This window comes from Thiobacillus sp. (assembly GCF_013693775.1).
In the GTDB taxonomy this organism is placed as follows: domain Bacteria; phylum Pseudomonadota; class Gammaproteobacteria; order Burkholderiales; family Thiobacillaceae; genus Thiobacillus.
In genome coordinates, this window is record NZ_CP059257.1 from 2,769,495 (window position 1) to 2,785,998 (window position 16,504).

At 58.4% G+C, this 16,504-nt stretch carries 23 protein-coding genes; 20 read left to right on the forward strand and 3 right to left on the reverse strand.

Features of this window, described 5'->3' with window-relative positions; translation table 11 throughout:
* Positions 1-85: 85 nt before the first annotated feature.
* The 20 genes from cynS to HZY77_RS13700 all read left to right on the forward strand — a co-directional run bounded on the left by cynS (position 86) and on the right by HZY77_RS13700 (position 14,982).
* The gene (cynS, locus tag HZY77_RS13610; RefSeq protein WP_296634193.1) at positions 86-526 is read left to right on the forward strand and encodes a cyanase; all 441 of its coding nucleotides are present in this window, start codon (positions 86-88) and stop codon (positions 524-526) included.
* Between the two features lie 324 nt (positions 527-850).
* Positions 851-1,672, forward strand: coding sequence for a methyltransferase domain-containing protein (locus HZY77_RS13615; protein WP_296815765.1), 822 nt, complete (start codon positions 851-853; stop codon positions 1,670-1,672).
* Positions 1,673-2,455: 783 nt separating this feature from the next.
* Entirely contained in the window at positions 2,456-2,881 is a 426-nt protein-coding gene (locus HZY77_RS13620) for an SH3-like domain-containing protein (RefSeq protein WP_296815768.1), read from the forward strand.
* Positions 2,868-3,308, forward strand: a complete 441-nt coding sequence (locus HZY77_RS13625) for an SH3-like domain-containing protein (RefSeq protein ID WP_296815771.1) — start codon at positions 2,868-2,870, stop codon at positions 3,306-3,308. The genes HZY77_RS13620 and HZY77_RS13625 overlap by 14 nt, the downstream gene beginning before the upstream one ends.
* A gap of 125 nt (positions 3,309-3,433) precedes the next feature.
* Complete coding sequence (locus HZY77_RS13630; protein WP_296815775.1) at positions 3,434-3,871, forward strand: putative zinc-binding protein; 438 nt, start codon at positions 3,434-3,436, stop codon at positions 3,869-3,871.
* A 55-nt stretch (positions 3,872-3,926) separates the two neighbouring features.
* The gene (locus tag HZY77_RS13635) at positions 3,927-5,672 is read left to right on the forward strand and encodes a thiamine pyrophosphate-binding protein (RefSeq protein WP_296815778.1); all 1,746 of its coding nucleotides are present in this window, start codon (positions 3,927-3,929) and stop codon (positions 5,670-5,672) included.
* A 580-nt stretch (positions 5,673-6,252) separates the two neighbouring features.
* Positions 6,253-6,726, forward strand: a complete 474-nt coding sequence (locus HZY77_RS17885; protein WP_363153802.1) for a hypothetical protein — start codon at positions 6,253-6,255, stop codon at positions 6,724-6,726.
* Positions 6,727-6,747: 21 nt separating this feature from the next.
* Positions 6,748-7,119, forward strand: a complete 372-nt coding sequence (locus HZY77_RS17890; RefSeq protein WP_363153804.1) for an SH3-like domain-containing protein — start codon at positions 6,748-6,750, stop codon at positions 7,117-7,119.
* A gap of 37 nt (positions 7,120-7,156) precedes the next feature.
* Positions 7,157-7,885: a thiocyanate hydrolase subunit gamma gene (gene scnC, locus HZY77_RS13645; RefSeq protein WP_296815781.1), complete on the forward strand. Its 729-nt coding sequence runs from the start codon at positions 7,157-7,159 to the stop codon at positions 7,883-7,885.
* Positions 7,886-7,917: 32 nt separating this feature from the next.
* Positions 7,918-8,343, forward strand: a complete 426-nt coding sequence (locus HZY77_RS13650; RefSeq protein WP_296815784.1) for a hypothetical protein — start codon at positions 7,918-7,920, stop codon at positions 8,341-8,343.
* Positions 8,344-8,456: 113 nt separating this feature from the next.
* Positions 8,457-9,248 carry an ABC transporter ATP-binding protein gene (locus tag HZY77_RS13655; RefSeq protein WP_296815787.1) on the forward strand — a complete coding sequence of 264 codons (792 nt, stop codon included), beginning with the start codon at positions 8,457-8,459 and terminating at the stop codon, positions 9,246-9,248.
* A gap of 88 nt (positions 9,249-9,336) precedes the next feature.
* Positions 9,337-10,761 (forward strand): ABC transporter substrate-binding protein, encoded by a 1,425-nt coding sequence (locus HZY77_RS13660; RefSeq protein ID WP_296815789.1) that lies wholly within the window; start codon positions 9,337-9,339, stop codon positions 10,759-10,761.
* A gap of 43 nt (positions 10,762-10,804) precedes the next feature.
* The gene (locus tag HZY77_RS13665) at positions 10,805-11,086 is read left to right on the forward strand and encodes a hypothetical protein (protein ID WP_296815792.1); all 282 of its coding nucleotides are present in this window, start codon (positions 10,805-10,807) and stop codon (positions 11,084-11,086) included.
* Positions 11,087-11,125: 39 nt separating this feature from the next.
* Entirely contained in the window at positions 11,126-11,578 is a 453-nt protein-coding gene (locus HZY77_RS13670; RefSeq protein WP_296815795.1) for an ABC transporter permease subunit, read from the forward strand.
* Positions 11,578-11,769 (forward strand): hypothetical protein, encoded by a 192-nt coding sequence (locus tag HZY77_RS13675; RefSeq protein WP_296815800.1) that lies wholly within the window; start codon positions 11,578-11,580, stop codon positions 11,767-11,769. The genes HZY77_RS13670 and HZY77_RS13675 overlap by 1 nt, the downstream gene beginning before the upstream one ends.
* 3 nt (positions 11,770-11,772) lie before the next feature.
* Positions 11,773-12,615 (forward strand): ABC transporter permease, encoded by an 843-nt coding sequence (locus HZY77_RS13680; protein ID WP_296815803.1) that lies wholly within the window; start codon positions 11,773-11,775, stop codon positions 12,613-12,615.
* Between the two features lie 63 nt (positions 12,616-12,678).
* The gene (locus tag HZY77_RS13685; RefSeq protein WP_296764060.1) at positions 12,679-13,068 is read left to right on the forward strand and encodes a DsrE/DsrF/DrsH-like family protein; all 390 of its coding nucleotides are present in this window, start codon (positions 12,679-12,681) and stop codon (positions 13,066-13,068) included.
* Positions 13,069-13,109: 41 nt separating this feature from the next.
* Positions 13,110-13,340: a sulfurtransferase TusA family protein gene (locus HZY77_RS13690; RefSeq protein ID WP_296630258.1), complete on the forward strand. Its 231-nt coding sequence runs from the start codon at positions 13,110-13,112 to the stop codon at positions 13,338-13,340.
* Positions 13,341-13,416: 76 nt separating this feature from the next.
* Positions 13,417-14,550 carry an FAD/NAD(P)-binding oxidoreductase gene (locus HZY77_RS13695; protein WP_296815806.1) on the forward strand — a complete coding sequence of 378 codons (1,134 nt, stop codon included), beginning with the start codon at positions 13,417-13,419 and terminating at the stop codon, positions 14,548-14,550.
* 12 nt (positions 14,551-14,562) lie between these two features.
* On the forward strand, positions 14,563-14,982 hold the full coding sequence (locus HZY77_RS13700; RefSeq protein WP_296655459.1) for a hypothetical protein: 420 nt from the start codon (positions 14,563-14,565) through the stop codon (positions 14,980-14,982).
* A 114-nt stretch (positions 14,983-15,096) separates the two neighbouring features.
* Here the strand turns inward: HZY77_RS13700 and HZY77_RS13705 are convergent, their stop codons facing one another.
* From HZY77_RS13705 to HZY77_RS13715, 3 genes are all read right to left on the reverse strand, one after another.
* Positions 15,097-15,324: a DUF2798 domain-containing protein gene (locus HZY77_RS13705; RefSeq protein ID WP_296655460.1), complete on the reverse strand. Its 228-nt coding sequence runs from the start codon at positions 15,322-15,324 to the stop codon at positions 15,097-15,099.
* On the reverse strand, positions 15,321-15,923 hold the full coding sequence (locus HZY77_RS13710; protein ID WP_296815810.1) for a flavodoxin family protein: 603 nt from the start codon (positions 15,921-15,923) through the stop codon (positions 15,321-15,323). The genes HZY77_RS13705 and HZY77_RS13710 overlap by 4 nt, the downstream gene beginning before the upstream one ends.
* 52 nt (positions 15,924-15,975) lie before the next feature.
* Positions 15,976-16,467 carry a DUF2938 domain-containing protein gene (locus HZY77_RS13715; protein ID WP_296815813.1) on the reverse strand — a complete coding sequence of 164 codons (492 nt, stop codon included), beginning with the start codon at positions 16,465-16,467 and terminating at the stop codon, positions 15,976-15,978.
* Positions 16,468-16,504: the final 37 nt, after the last annotated feature.

The following is a 16,504-nucleotide window of genomic DNA, read 5'->3' on the forward strand; positions in this document are numbered from 1 at the left end:
CGTTTACGTATTACCCGCCACCCATTTGACCAGATACACAGTTGCCGGCGGCCTGTCCGCCAGGTCAACGCAAGGAGCAGTACCGATGAATAAAACAGAAATGAAAGAAGCGATCCTCCAGGCCAAGTCCGGGAAAGGCTTGACGTGGGGCGATATCGCCAAATCGGCAGGCTTGTCCGACGAGTTTGTCTGCTCGGCATGCCTGGGCATGAACCACCTGGAAAAGCCGCAAGCCGATGCGGTGGCCGAGACGCTTGGTCTTGGCGGTGAGGTTTCGGCAGCGTTGCAGCGCTTCCCGACCAAGACATGGGATCGCCCCATTCCGACGGATCCGCTGATTTACCGCTGGTACGAGATGTTGAACGTATATGGCGAGACGATCAAGGAGATGATCAACGAGAAATTTGGCGACGGCATCATGAGCGCCATCGACTTCACCATGAACATCGATAGACAGGAAGACCCGAAAGGCGATCGCGTACTGGTCACGATCAGCGGCAAGTTCCTGCCCTATAAATCCTGGTGAGCGCGTCATGGCTACGCCCTCGAGAGGGCGTAACGGGAATGAGGTCCCGTTTGCCGTGAAGCTGGCCGAACTGATCATGGAAACAAGCATTCATTGAACATAAGTGTTAGGGCTCCTCAATCCGGTATCTACTCCTCCTGTGCCGGATGTCCTAGGGTTGCCGCCTCCTCGTGAGGCGGCTTTTTATGAATAGGCCGCAGGCCATTGTGCAGTGCGGTGGCCTGCTTCAGCATCGATTCGCTACTCCAGCCGTCTGGAGGATGCCTGCTTTTCGGACTCGGTTGTGCTGGACGATCGGGCTTTATCTTAAAAATGAGGTGATGTATGGCTGCGCGTGATCCCCACCGTTTCGTCAATGAACTTGATGAGGCCGCACTCGAACGTCTCGTCGCCCGACTTGAAAGCCGGGCACGCGATGGTGTCTTTGCGCGCCTGCTCGACAACTATGTGGCTCGACTTGCCTTGCCCCCGTCCGCCCAGGTGCTGGAAGTGGGTTGCGGCACGGGGGCTGTGCTGCGGTCGATCGCGCGCCGGGACGACTTTTCCGGCAAGGCACTGGGCGTCGATCAATGCAGCCATTTCATCGATGCCGCGAACGGTTTCGCGCGAAGCGAGCAGGTCGATGGACGGATTGCTTTCCAGATTGGCGACGCGCACCGCCTCATGTTCCCCGATGCGACATTCGATGTCGTCATCGCGCACACGCTGATCAGCCACGTGACCGCGCCCCTCGCGGTTTTGGGCGAGATGACGCGCGTAGTCCGCCCCGGCGGCACCGTGGTTGTTTTCGATGGCGATTACGCCTCCTTGACCTATGCTTACCCAGACCACGACTTCGGCCGCCTTGTCGACGAGGCCCTGGCGAATGCCACGTTCAACAACCCGCGGATCATGCGCGATCTGCCGCGGCTCCTGCCCGAGCTCGGCCTGAGCCTGGCAGATGCCTGGGGCGATGCCGTGGTCGAAATCGGTCAGGCGAGCTATTTCAAATCGTTCGCAGAGACCTATGTTCCGTACGTCAAACAGGCAGGATTGTTGCCGGAACGCGCGATGGAGGTCTGGCACAACGAGCAGCGCCAGGCGATGGAAAACGGAACGTTCTTTGCTGCGTGCAATTACTACACATACATAGCACGTCGTATCTAATCCGTGCACGTGTCAGTGTGGACGCCTCAGGACGATACAAATAATACGCTCCAGTTATTTCCCGGTTATGGCTCGGCAAGGTGCATCAGAAAACGCTTTTATGCCCAGGGAAACGTGCCATCTGGGGGATTAACGTCTATAGCAAAATCCTATGAAGATAATCGGAATTAAGACTTTGAAACAATGGATCTCCGGGCGCATAGTTATTCATAGAATTGAGTGGAATCCGCGGCAGGACAGCAATAGCATTTCAGGAGGTTGTTCTTTATTTGATACGGGCAATTTGTTGAAGCCGACTTGTTTGTGATCCATAAAGCGGCCAGTGCAGCGATGTGTATGCAAATGACATGCTCGAAGATCGAGCAATGAAATGGCATGACCTAGCGGATGGGTTTTCCATTAAAAGATATAAGGATGCTAATAGTTTTATGGTCGTGGCCACAGGCCAGCGACGATTGCCAGTGAAGTTGGCAATTTCGAGATTCTCGAAATGAAGGAGCGGTAGCTGGACATAAGGCCGTCCGGTGGAGAGTGTGGTCCGTGCTAGCCACGAATGCCAGGCATCCGGCATGTAAGGTGGCTAGCCGGGTCCGTCACGATCATTGATGTAACGGAATAAGGAGAACGGCATGAATGCCTCGAGCAATCTAGCAAGAACTGAAAATGGCGGTTGGTTGAACGATGCGGGACCTGTTCCCCTACCGAAAGCCTCATCCCGGAGTCAAAGCGTGTCGTGTCTCCATGTGTTTTGGATAAAGTCCGGCAGGAAGGGAGGTCAGGTTCATGACAACGCATAACGCACCCAAGCCACCGCAGCCTGAGTCGAGTGCAAAAGCTTCGGAAGCTGTCGACACCAGGGAGTTTCCCAATCCGGAATTCTTTGGAAGTACGTTTAAGGAGTTTATGCGAACAGCCCATGACCTCGGGGGCGAAGCAGGCGGCCCCATCCAGTTGCAAGAAAGAGAGCAGATGGGCTGGGAGAAAGACACTATGGTGACCTGCGAATGCCTTGCTTGGCGTGGCATCTGGAACCATACGGAAAAGCTTCGTCGGGTCGTCGATTTGGGCGACAAGCAATACTTTTCATTACCTTACGCCGGGCGATTCTTGCTTTCTGCTACGCGGGCCTTGGTTGATAAGCAGCTCGTTTCACTAGCCGAACTGACCAACAAGATTGATGAGGTGAAAAAGCGTTATGAACAAAAATGATTATGCCGGATTGGACATGGAGGCTGACGCCCATGAGTGCGCGGGCAAAGCCGTTGATTCGCCCATGTACGATCGCCTGCGGATCGCTGAAATTGCCGAAGGCGTGGGCGATCCCCAGTGCTACAAAGGAAAAGCGGGTGGCCCGCCCAGGTTCAAGGTGGGCGATCAGTTGCGGGTCAAGGATATGCCGGATGTCTTTTATAACCAGACGCCGGGCTATACGCGCGGAGTGGCAGGGACAGTTTTGTCAGTCGTATACGAAAGCCCCACTCCGGAAGACGAAGCCTGGGGCCGCATCAATCAAGCGGAATGGTTTTATCTGGTGAGTTTTCGGCATGTGGATTTGTGGGGTGCCGATGACCCGGATACAAATCCGAACGATACGGTACAGGCTGAGATGCCTGAACGCTGGCTGGAACCAGCATAGTTTCCGGTCAAGGGCATAAGCCGCCGGCAGGCGACGGGGCATGGGGATTGGCGTGGCTGCGCGAATGTGATCCATATGCCCGATGACGACATTATGTCTGATAGTTGTGTGTTCCAGGAGATGCCATGGCTCGGCAAAGCAACCATCTTCCGCTGGTGTACAGCTGTTCGGGCTGTTCCAGTGCGGCGCAGACCGCCAATGCGTTGGCTCTGCGTCTCGATCACGAGGGCGAGGCACAGATGTCCTGTATCGCCGGCGTGGGCGCCGACATACCACGTTTCGTTCGCCAGGTAACGTCGGGCCGGACCATTCTCGCGCTCGATGGCTGCCCCCTGGCCTGTGTCCGAAAGAGCCTGAAACGCCACGGTGTGGAGCCTGACCGCTACGTGCAATTGAGCGAGCAGGGAGTGAAAAAGCGTTATGGCCAGGATCCCCAGGATGTCGACATGGAGCGGCTCTATCCGCGGATGGCCGCCTTGGCCAAAGAGATTCGCTCCGATTGTGGCAGCAAAACGGTTGCGACTGCGGGCGAGGACGACGAGATCTGTGGCCACTTTGATTAACGCAGTTAACCAAGCATCCGGAACGGGTGCCGCGGGATGATAAAGGAGAAAACCGATGGGACTCATCACGATGGATCAGGTTGATCTTTCCACGGTCGAGCCGGCCAACGAATATCCGCAGAGAATGAAGGGCCAGCAATTCCTGGCGGAGTTGGTGCGGCGATCGGGCGTAAAGGCGGTNTTNTTCGTTCCAACGTTCCTGTATCCCACGCTCGTGGAGTTGGCGAATGATCCGGTCAAGCGCGTGCTGTGTCATTCGGAGAAGGCGGCGGGCTATATGGCTGACGGCTATGCGCAGGCATCGGGCAGGCCAACGATGGTGATTGCGCAAGGCGGTCCCGGAGCAACAAATCTGTATGCGGGCCTCGTGGATGCCTGGCAGAGCAATACCCCGCTGCTTGCGGTGACGCCAGTCCTGCCCGGCTCGCGCTACCAAGGCAACTCTTATCAGGAAGCCTACGTGGATTTTCGTCCGGTGACCAAGTACGACGCAGAAGTGAGGTCGATCGATCGGATGGCGGAATTNTTTGGCAAGGCTTATCGGGAAATGACGACGGGCGCGCCGCGGCCGGTCCACCTGTATCTGGATGGCGCTTTGGAAGCGGCGGAGTCTGAGTTTGATTTCCGTTATCTGGATCAGCGCTACTTTTCCTATCCGGCATTCCGTCCGCGAGCGGACGACGCGCTGGTGGAGCAGGCGGTTCTGGAGCTCCGAAATGCGGAGCGCCCGGTGATGATTTGCGGCCGCGGAACGCTAGTGTCGGGCGCATGGAAGGAAGTGACGGCGCTGGCCGAGCAGTTGGAGATACTGGTCACCACGACCCTGAATGGAAAGGGCAGCATCGATGACCGGCATCCTCTGGCGCTCGGCGTCACGGGCACCTACCGGCGCCCATTCACCGATGCGGTGATCGCCGAAGCGGATCTGGTGCTCTATGTGGGCGGCCATCAAGGCGGGGCCACGACGAACCTGAGGCGGATGCCGGAGCCGGGCGTGCGTGCGATCCACATCGATATCAACCCGGCACAGCCCGGCGCGAACTACCCCAACGTCTTGCCGCTTGTCGGCGATGCGCGCACCGTGCTGCGTCAGATGCTGGAGGTAGCGCGTTCGGGAAAGCGGAGCGTGCATGGCAAGTGGGTGGAGAAGGCGCAGGAAAGACTGCGGGTATGGCGTGAGAGCGAAAATGCACACATGCACAGCAACGCGATTCCCGTCCGTCCGGAACAGTTGGCGACCGAACTCGTAAGGGCTTGCCCGCATGACACGCTCTTCGTCGCTGATACCGGATATGTGGGCACATGGGCTGGCGTCTTCATGGACCTCCCCGCAGGGAAGAATTTCCTGCATTGCGAGGGGAGCCTGGGCTGGGCGTTCCCGGCGGCAATGGGGGCCAAGGCGGCAGTGCCCGAGCGGCCGGTGGTGGCATTCACGGGCGATGGCGGGTTTTTCTATCACCTCGCCGAGATCGAGACGGCCGTGCGCAACAAGATCAATCTGGTCACGGTCGTTCTGAACAACCAGGCGATGGCATTCCAGACGCATTTGCTGCGAAACGTCTGGCCGGATTCCCGCAACCTGGACAAGTTGTCGGAATTCGGGGCAACAAATTTCGCGGGAATAGCTCGGGAGATGGGCGCCAGGGGTGTAAGGGTGACGGATCCCAGGGATATCGGAAAGGCGATTAGAACTGCTATCGATTCAAATATGCCGGCAGTAATAGATGTGGTTATTGATCAGGCTGCCGTTGCGCCCGTGGCAGTCATGGCAGGGCAGGGGAGCCGCGGGAACGCACTATAACTACTTCAAGACAGTGAAAAGGAGTGCTCTGAGTGAGATCTGGGATGCGTGCGCCTTTTTGCCCCTGAACAGATTTCTACGCTATGGCCAAAATGTAGCGCAGTTCCGTCACGTTTATCGTTTCAGGGGCGGGTGACACGCTCAAAATTTGTCTCGTTGCCTATTTCTTCTGCCGTCGTGTCCATCACCTAACGCAACTACTCATTTGGCGTCGCCGAGTCAGCATAGACGCGGTGGTGTGAAACATCCGGATTGGCGCGAGATATTCTCGCGGTCGTGATGCGTTTTTCTGCCTCATCGCGTGGAAACCAAGCAAGCATCAGGGCTCCGGGCCTATAGCAAAACCCTATGGGGATCATCGGAATTAAGACTTGGAAACCAATAGTTAGATGACGCATAGTTGCCCCATCAAAGATCTGCGATGGAATCCACCGCAACGCAAACATGAAGGTGTGACCGGAAATGCTTCAGGTTTTTGATGTTGGTAATTTGTAGAAGCCGAGTTGGCGTAGAAGTAAGGCAACCATAAATCGCATTACGGCAAGCCGACTTGTTCGTAATCCACAAAGGAGTCAACACAATGTCATCGTCAACCAGAGAAGAGGTGCTCCGACATATCGAGACTGTCGGCTACATGCAGCCGGCTCTGCACAAGCAGACGCACGCGCCCTCACCCGACCAGATCGACCACTCGCTGTGGCGCGCCTATACGCGTACCTCGCACGACGTCGGCGGCGAACCGGATGTGCCCATCGTATGGACCGAGAAGGAAGAAGAGGTCTGGGAACTGAACACCTTTGCCACCTGCGAATGCCTGGCATGGCGCGGTGTGTGGACTGCCGAAGAGCGTCGCCGCAAGCAGAACGTGGACGTCGGCCAGACGCAATACCTGGGGTTGCCCTACTACGGCCGCTGGCTGCTGACTGCGGCACGCATTCTGGTCGACAAGCAGTTCTGCACGCTCACCGAACTTGTCAACAAGATCGATGAAGTGAAAAACNNGCGCCAAGTCAGATCAGGGTCTGGGCGAATACCTCCCGCAAAGACCAAGTAAATTTCAAGAGGTGAAGACGCTATGAGCAATAAGCCTGTTTACGACAGAACCCACCACGCCAAGATGGCAACCGGCATCGGCGATCCTCAGTGCTTCAGGGGCAAGGCCGGTCCGGCCAAGTTCAAGGAAGGCGACCGCGTGCGCATCAAGGATCTGCCCGATCTGTTCTATACCCGCACCATGACCTATACGCGCGGCGCGACGGGAACCATCGTCAAGCTGGTGTACGAGAGCCCGGCAGCCGAAGACGAAGCGTTTGGCAATGAGGATCACCCGGAGTGGTTCTACAGCATCGTGTTTGCGCAGAAGGATCTCTGGCCCGAGTACAGCGACAGCTTCGGCAATGACACGCTGGAGACCGAAATCCCGGAACGTTATCTTGAGTCGGCTTGAATCGACTCTCGGACATTATTGACTAGAGGAAATACACATGTCTGATCATCACCACGACCATGACCACGACCACGGCCATAAGCCGGCTCCGATGGTCGATGAAGTCAGCGATTTCGAAATTCTCGAAATGGCTGTCCGTGAACTGGCCATCGAAAAAGGACTCTTTTCCGCTGAAGACCACCGCGTCTGGAAAGAGTACGTGCATACCCTTGGCCCGTCGCCCGCAGCGCGCCTGGTTGCCAAAGCCTGGTTGGATCCCGAGTACAAAAAGCTTTGCATCGAAGATGGCGTCGAGGCCAGCAAGGCCGTAGGCGTGAACTGGGTGACCAGTCCNCCGACCCAGTTCGGCACCCCCAGCGACTACTGCAACCTGCGCGTCCTGGCGGATACGCCCACCTTGAAGCATGTCGTGGTGTGCACCCTGTGTTCGTGCTATCCGCGTCCGATCCTGGGGCAGTCGCCCGAATGGTATCGCACGCCTAACTATCGTCGGCGCCTGGTGCGCTGGCCGCGTCAGGTTCTCGCCGAGTTCGGTCTGCAACTGCCGCCGGAAGTTCAGGTTCGTGTTGCCGACTCCAACCAGAAGACCCGCTACATCGTCATGCCGACCCGTCCTGAAGGCACGGAAGGCTGGACCGAGGATCAACTGACCGAGATCGTGACGCGCGACTGCCTGATCGGCGTGGCGGTGCCGAAACCCGGCATTACCTCGAACGCCAAGCGTCCGGTGCGTAAGGCGATTCGTCCGGTTCATCACGACCACTGAGCATCAGGCAGTACGTTAGCAAGGAGCGAGTCATGGCCACAGTTGANAAAAATGTCCCCGGCGCAACCGAGCGCTGGAGTGGTACCGATCTGACGCCGATTGGCGTGCTTGAGGACGTCCGCGGTCGCGGACGGGTTTGGGAGGACCTGGCGGCGCAGTATGGCGTCACGAATCCCGATCCTCCCTGGAAGATCGACCTGGAAGCAACGTGCGACATGCTCGCCGCCGACTCCTGCGTCAAGCCATACGATCAGGTCGAGCCGGGTTCGTGTGCCCTGCCTTCCCTGGAGCGGCGTGCTGAGGAGGACGATTTGTCGGAAACGCTCTACGAAGACGTGCCGTTCCCCGAACGGCAGTTGCTGGCACTGGCCCACTCGATGATCAAGCGTGGCCTGATCGACGAGGCGGAACTGGCCCGCCGTCTGGAGGAAGTTGGAAAACGTCTCAACAGCGCCTGATGGCGGGAGCCCGGCATCTTGCCGGGCAGGGCGAAGCGTCCCGCGAAATCAACCAGAATCCTGCCATGAGTCCTTGTGGGCCGGGCGATGGAAATAAACAGAGGAATATGTAGATGGCAATACGTGGAACAGAAATCAAGATCCAGGGCCTGACCCACCGTTACAGTTCACGGACCGGGGTGACCTTCAATCGGGTTGATCTGGTGTCGCCGCCCGGTGAGGCGCTGGCAATTATCGGCCGTTCGGGTTGTGGCAAATCCACGCTGCTCCATATTCTGGCCGGCATCCTGAAGCCTACCGAAGGCAAGGTCCTGCTCAATGGGACGGCGATTACTGCACCGTCGCCCCGCTGGGTCATGATGTTCCAGGCGCCGCATCTGTTTCCCTGGATGACGGTTGCCCAGAACGTCGGCGTCGGCTTGAGTTTCGGGCGCTGGTCCAAGGAAGAAACCGCAGAGCGCGTGACGGAAGCGATCAAGCTGGTCGAGCTGCAGGATTTCGCCGCCGCCAACGTGCAGGATCTCTCGGGCGGCCAGCAGCAGCGTGTGGCGTTGGCCCGGTCGCTGGTGATGGAGCCGGAACTCCTGCTGCTGGACGAACCGTTCTCCGCACTCGACGCGTTTACGCGTTCATCCTTGCAAAAGGATGTGCGCAACATCGCCAAGCGCAAGGGCTTCAACATCGTCTTCGTGACGCACGATATCGACGAAGCCGTGATCATGGGCGACCGTGCCGTGATCATGGCGGGTTCGCCCGGAAACATCGTCCACGAACTGGATATCGATCTTCCCGATCCGCGTGATCGCCACGACACGGCAGTTCAGGCTTTGCGTACGCGTCTGATGGCGACGTTCCAGGAAGCGGCGAACTACAAGAAACCGGAGTCGGCCACGCTGGCTGCATGATCTGCGACTTACAGAATTGCTCAATAGTGAAGAGGCAGGATGAGCAAACACCGGTCGGGATACCGACCCTCACCTTAGGAGACCGAGAATGAAGAAATATCTATACGAAGAGCATAACCAGCCGCGTCCGCTGGTGCACGTTGATGGATGTTCATGCGGTACATGTGGCAAGGCCCGTCCGATCGACCCGCGCATGCAGAGGATGATGCCCGACAATCCGGACATCGGCGACGGCATGGAAGATCCCAATCTGGAACTTGCCTATGACCCGCTGTTCAGTTCCGTCCTCGGCTCAGGCGTCAGCCGGCGCGACATGCTCAAGATGGCCGGTCTCTCNCGCCTTGGGGGCATGGCTGGCATGGGCGGCATGCTGTCTTCGTCGGCTTTCGCTGCCGAAAAGAAATTTTCCAAGCCATTCGACCCGGTGGTCAAAATCGGCTATCTCCCGATTACCGATGCGGCGACGCTTCTGGTTGCGCATGAAATGGGCTTCTTCAAGAAGCAGGGCATCGAGTCGGAGCCGCCGACCCTGATTCGCGGCTGGTCGCCGCTGGTCGAGGCCTTCTCGTCCCAGCGTTTCAACCTCACGCACATGCTCATCCCGGTGCCGATCTGGATGCGCTACAACAACAAATTCCCGGTGAAGATCACGGCCTGGAACCATACCAACGGCTCCGGCATCATCGTCCACAAGAGCAGCGGCATTACCTCGCCCAAGGACTTCGGCGGCAAGCAGTTCGCCGTGCCGTACTGGTATTCGATCCACAACATCATCTCGCAGAAAATCCTGCGGGAAGCCGGCATTACGCCCGTGGTCCGGCCGCAGAACGCGAAGCTTGCGCCCAACGAGTGCAACTTCCTCGTGCTGAACCCGCCCGACATGCCGCCTGCGCTTGCGGCGAGACAGATCGACGGCTATTGCGTCGCCGAACCGTTCAATGCGCTTGGCGAACTCAAGGCGGGTGGCCAGATGCTGCGCTTCACCGGCGACGTCTGGAAGGGGCACCCCTGCTGCGTGGTCGTCATGCACGAGGACGACGCGATGGACCCCGCCCGGGCAGCCTGGGCGCAGGGCGTCCATAACGCCATTGTCGAGGCGCAGATCTATCTGTCCAACAACAAGAAGGCGATGGCGCAGATGTTGTCGAAGGACGGCAAGAAGTACCTGCCGTTCCCGTCCGAGGTCGTCGAGCGCGCGATGTTGTTCTACAGCCCGGCCGATTACTCGACGCCGCCTGCCATCAAGCATCCGGAGTGGGGACAGAGCCGCATCAATTTCCAGGGCTGGCCGTATCCGAGCGCGACCGAATATGTGGTCGACGAGCTCAAGAAAACGCTGGTCGGCGGCGACCTGGGCTTCCTCAACAAGCTCACCCCCGACTTCGTGGCCAAGGATCTCGTCAACTACACCTATGTCAAGAAGGCGCTCAACGCCAATCCGACATGGAAGGCCGATCCAAGCGTGCCGCANAAAGGCGATCCCTTCGTGCGTAAAGAGGTGATTGAATTATGAGTTATGCAGTCACACCCGCCGGGAGGGCGGCTTCTGCCGCCTGATGAAACATCGGGCGGTGCAGAGTCTTGGCTGGGCAGCGGGCGGCATTGCGATCCTGGCCATCCTCTGGTTGATCGGAGGGTACTTTATTGCCAACAACCCGACGACGAAGACCTTCGTCAAGTTCGGGCTGTTCCCGACACTCCAGGCGTTTCCGGAATTGTGGGGCCAGGGCAAGATCCAGAATGCGTTGGCCGCCAGCGGCTTTCGCCTGGGCTCGGGCCTGTTGATCGCCATCGCCATCGGGGTGCCGTTCGGCATCCTCATGGGGCGCATCAAGTGATTCCGCGACTTCACCAACTCGCCGTTCCAGTTCGTGCGGATGATCAGTCCGCTCTCCTGGATGCCGCTTGCGGTGCTGGTGTTCGCAACGTGGAACGGGTCGATCATCTTCCTGATCGCGATCGCGGCGGTCTGGCCGGTGATGTTTGCCACCGCGGCCGGCCTGGCCAAGGTCGACCCGAACTGGTTCAAGGTGGCGCGCAATCTTGGCGCCAAGCCCATGCACATCCTGACCAAGGTGATCATGCCGGCGATCACGTTCGACGTGTTGTCCGGCATCCGCCTTGCGCTAGGGGTTGCGTGGATCGTGCTCGTCCCGGCCGAATATCTCGGCGTGACGTCCGGCCTGGGCTACGCCATTGAGGATGCGCGCGAGACGCTTTCGTACAACCACCTTACTGCGATGGTGGTCACGATCGGTATCGTCGGCTATTTCCTCGACAGCATCCTGGTGGCGCTCATCAAACGCTACAGCTGGCATCGGGGAGGCTGATGGGCAAGGAATCCTACGCCTCGGCAGGGCAGTTCCGGGATACGCCGGGCTGCCGGCTGATGGCCACGCTCCATCTGGACATACATATGAACGTTGACAAGAAGTTACACGATATGAATGACACGTATTTGATCGAAAGAGTGCCCCACGGCCAGGCGTTTTCCGCGCCGGTTGCATGGGCGGGGGAATGAGCAATGAGCAGCCAAACCGCAACAGTGGGCGGCGGCGTAGTCAGTGCAGGCGTCAGTGGAAACTGTCTTTCCCGGGCCATTAAGAATACTGCAGACAAGTCGCTGCATTTCTTCGTGGGCCTGGCTGTACTGTTCGCGCTCTGGGGGATCGGCATCTACTTTGTCGCGCTCAATCCCTCGACGTCGCAGTTCGTCGATTTCGGCCCCATCCCGGCCCTCAAGTCGCTGCCCGAGATGTGGGAAAACGGGATCATTCCCAAGGCCTTGTCGAGCACTGGCTACCGGCTGGGTGCGGGACTGGGCTTGGCGATCGCCATCGGCATCCCGCTCGGCATCCTCATGGGCCGCATCCGGTGGTTCCAGCGGCTGACCAACGTGCCGTTCCAGTTCCTGCGCATGATCAGCCCGCTGTCCTGGGAACCGATCGCGGTTGTCGTATTCGCGGGTTGGGAGCAGGCGATCATCTTCCTGATTGCGATCGCGTCCGTCTGGCCGGTTGCGTTCGCCACTGCCTCCGGCCTGGCCAAGGTCGATCCCGCCTGGTTCAAGGTGGCGCGCAACCTCGGAGCCAAGCCCTGGCAAATGGTGACGCGGATCATCATGCCGGCGATCACCTTCGACATCCTGACCGGTATCCGCCTGGCACTGGGCGTCGCATGGATCGTGATCATCCCGGCGGAGTTTCTCGGGGTCACCTCCGGCTTCGGTTTCGCCATCGAAGATGCGCGCGAAGGCTTGGAATACTCGCACCTCATGGGGCTGGTACTGGTGATCGGTGTCGTCGGCTTCGTGCTGGACAGTATCTGCGTGCTGCTCATCAAGCGTTTCAGCTGGCACCGCGGTTGATCGGATGAATCGTCGCCAGACATCGATCCGAACATGAATTCTCACAAAGTAAGGTAGAAGCAAATGTCAAAAATCAACATCATCTGCGTCACGGGTACACGCGAAAAACTACAGATGGCCGCAATGATCGCGTCGGTTGCCGCAGCGACGGGAGACGAGGTTTCGGTCTTCCTGTCCATGAATGCCATTCCGTATTTCGTGAAGGGCCACACGGAGGATGCGCCAGTTGAAGGTGAACTTGGCGCGCTGATGGCAAAGGAAAAAGGCGTGCCGTCCTTCAAGGTGCTGTTCCAGCAGGCGGTCGAATTGGGCGATGCCAAGTTGCTGCCGTGCTCGATGGCGATGGACATCATGAAAGTCACGCACGATGACTTCGACGCCGAAATCGGACCCGCCACCGGGCTGACACGCTTCCTGAGCGATGCCGAAGGCGGGCAGATGCTGACGTTCTGAGCGGACGGCGAATTGAACCACATGTTTTCTGGAGAACTGCAATGAGTGATACCAAAATTGTCGACGCACGCGATACCTTCTGCCCCGGGCCGCTGATGGAACTCATCACCCACATGAAGCAGAGCAGCGTGGGAGATACCCTCGAACTGTTGTCGACCGACGAAGGTTCCGGCGCCGATGTGCCGGAGTGGGTCAACAAGGTCGGCCACGAGATCCTCAGCAATGAAAAGATCGACGGGGTCTGGCACATCAAGATCCGCAAGGCCAAGTAATACGCTACGGGCTGGGCACGTTGTCGCGCCCAGGTACCAGGACATCCTGGTAATTAATTTTGGATAGGAGAATGCAATGAGAATCTTAGTCGTCGGTGGTGGCACAGGCGGTACCATTGTGGCCAACAACCTGGCACGGCGGCTGTCTGCTGAGATTCGTTCCCGCAGAGTCCGGATTACGATGCTTTCGGCATCCGACAAGCATATGTACCAGCCTGGCCTGCTGTATGTTGCGTTCGGGCAAATGACCCCGGACCAGCTGTATCGCGATCAGGCGAGCCTGCTCGAAGGAGCCATCGATTTTCACGTGGACCCGGTCGAAAAATTCCAGCTCGACCAGAACAAGGTCGTCACCAAGAGCGGCAAGGTTTACGAATACGACATCCTTGTGATGGCCACCGGCTCGCGCATCGTTCCCGAACAGATTCCCGGCCTGGTGGAGGGCGCGGAGACGTTCTACACCGAAGCCACCGCGGTCAAGCTGTTCAAGCGCCTGCGCGAGATCCAGGAGGGCACGGTTGCCGTCGTCGTCGGCGTGCCGCACAAATGTCCGATCGCCCCGGTCGAGCTCATCTTCGGCCTGCACGATTATTTCAAGGCGCGCGGCATCCGCGACAAGATCAAGATCAAGTACCACTATCCGATCGGCCGCATTCACACCATCAAGGAAGTCGCCATCTGGGCCAAGCCCGAATTCGACCGCATGGGCATCGAGTACGAGACGTTGTTCAACGTCGGCGAAGTGGACGTGGAAAACAAGGTGGTGCGCAGTGAGGAAGGCACCGAGACCCAATACGACCTGCTCATCGCCATCCCGCCGCACCACGGCATGGAAGTGATCGAGAAGAACAACCTGGGCGAGGGCGGATGGATCCCGACCGACCGTTTCAAACTCACCATGAATGGCCACGACAACGTCTTCGTGCTGGGCGATACGACCAATCTGCCCGTCAGCAAAACAGGCTCCGCGGCGCATTTCCAGGCAGAGGTGATCGCCGAAAACATCGCCTCGATGATCAAGATCGGCACGCCGGTCCGCGACTACGACGGCAAGGTCTACTGTTTCATTGAAACAGGCCACGACAGCGCGACCTACGCGATGTTCAACTATCAGAACCCACCCGATCTGAAGCCGCCGTCGAAACCCATGCACTGGTTCAAGATGTCTTACAACCAGATGTACTGGACAAGCGTACGCGGACTGCTCTGAGAAAGCCAAACCATGACAACACAAACTGAAACGTCTATCCCCGCAATGGACACCGAAGATCTGCAACGGCTCGTCGAAGTCGCGCAGCTCGTCACCGCGGCCCGGGACGCCATGTCGGACGAGATCGTCACGCGGCTGTCATGGGCGATGAGCGAGGGCCTGACCTTGCTCGACCGTCTGACGCGCAACGAAGGCCTGATGCATCTGCTCAAGGTCCTTGATCGCCAGGACACGCAGTATCTGTTGATCGCCCTGTCCGACGCGATCCATGAAGCGAGCCAGGAAATTCCGGCCAATCCGCCGGCAACGGGCGGCCTGGGATGCCTGATGCGGGTGGTCCGCGACCCCGGAACGCAGGAAGGCTTGCGCCTCCTGTCAGTGATCGGCAAGCACCTGAGCCACAGCATGCGCGAGCAGCACCGGCACGGCTAGACGCGTCCAGGGAGCCAGGCGCAAGGCCTGGCGCGACGGGATCCAAAATTCCGTTCCCTGGCGCAGGCGGCCCGATCAGGGCCTCTTGCCGCGCCTATGCGGCAAGAACATCCATCAATCCTTCGTCGTGAGAAGTTGAACGGCCTTACGGGCAACCGGCGTGACCAGTAGCACGGTTGGAAACGCAAAGAGCCACGCTGCAAGCCACGAACTGGCCCACATGCCGACAAAATACGATGTCGGACCGATAGCGCGAAACGTTGCAATTCCCGAGACCAGCATGGACATCAGTCCGGAGAGAAACAGGCTGAATAGCTGCGGCCCGTATTTGCGGGGAATCATGCACACACCTTTCCCTCTTCCCTGAAGGCGAGGCGGGTATCTGAGACTCGATGCATTACCTCGGAAAAATTCCGGCCAAACATCCTGGCCGTCTTGATGTCGCCTGCCGGGAAGGAATCGGCCGGTGCGGAGTGGCCTGCCTGAGCCATCAGGCCTGACCAGGAACCGAGTCGATTGGCGGCTTCATCGTAGGNGGCGCCGGTGTGTTGCTCGGGAAGGATCGGGTTGCCCATCCAGATCATCCCGTGCTGCATGCAGAAAACGAACATCGACATCAGGGTTGACTGCTTGTCGCCGGACGGCAGCGACGACACCGTGAACCCGGCAGCCAGCTTGCCCTTGAGTTGCTGGGTGCGCCACAGGTGTCCGGTGGCATCCATGAAGGTTTTGAAAGGACCCGAGACGCCTCCCAGGTAAGTCGGTGAGCCAAAAATGTAGCCGTCGTACTTGAGCAGTTCGTCGGGCGCCTTGGTCAGGTCTTCTGCCTTCAGAATATGGACGTCTGTATCTGGGACGCTATGGGCGCCTTCAAAGATACGGTTGGCAATGTGCGCCGTGTGCCCTTGGGCGCTGTGGTAGATGATGGCAAGCTTTTTCATGTTTCTTACTCCAGACAGTGGTGGGTTGCTTTTCAGAAAGGCACGGCTCTCATCACGCTATCCATGCAATCAGGGCAGCGGATAAATAGAGGCCCAGACCAAAGACGGTGTGATTGACCACGCTACGGAGGCAGTTCTTGAGTGGCGTCGGCGTTTTGGATGCAGCAAAGCCCGAGCCCATGGCCGGTTGCATCACAAAGAGCGGAACCACGACAGTGCCCACGCCGACCAAAACGGCCGGAACCCAGGATGGGTCACGTGTCCAGCCGATGCCAAAGATAGCCACGAGCAGGCCCGCGAAGGCGATACCTGTTGCATAGTGGGTGAACCAGCCCAGCATCAATTCACTAGGAATTGGCTGTGCCTTCCCGATGGATGGGTGGGCAAACCTGCCACGGGACAAGTGCCCAACCCATCTCCCGATAAACGCGAAATTGAGCGTCTGGACGCCTATTCGCTTGAGGAACATGAGCCAGATGTCCATGACTGCGGTAGCGCCGATCCCGATGAGCGTAATGTTGGTGATGTCTTGCAGGTGTGTCATGTGAATCCCCTTTTCTGTTGACTGACGGACGTGTTGA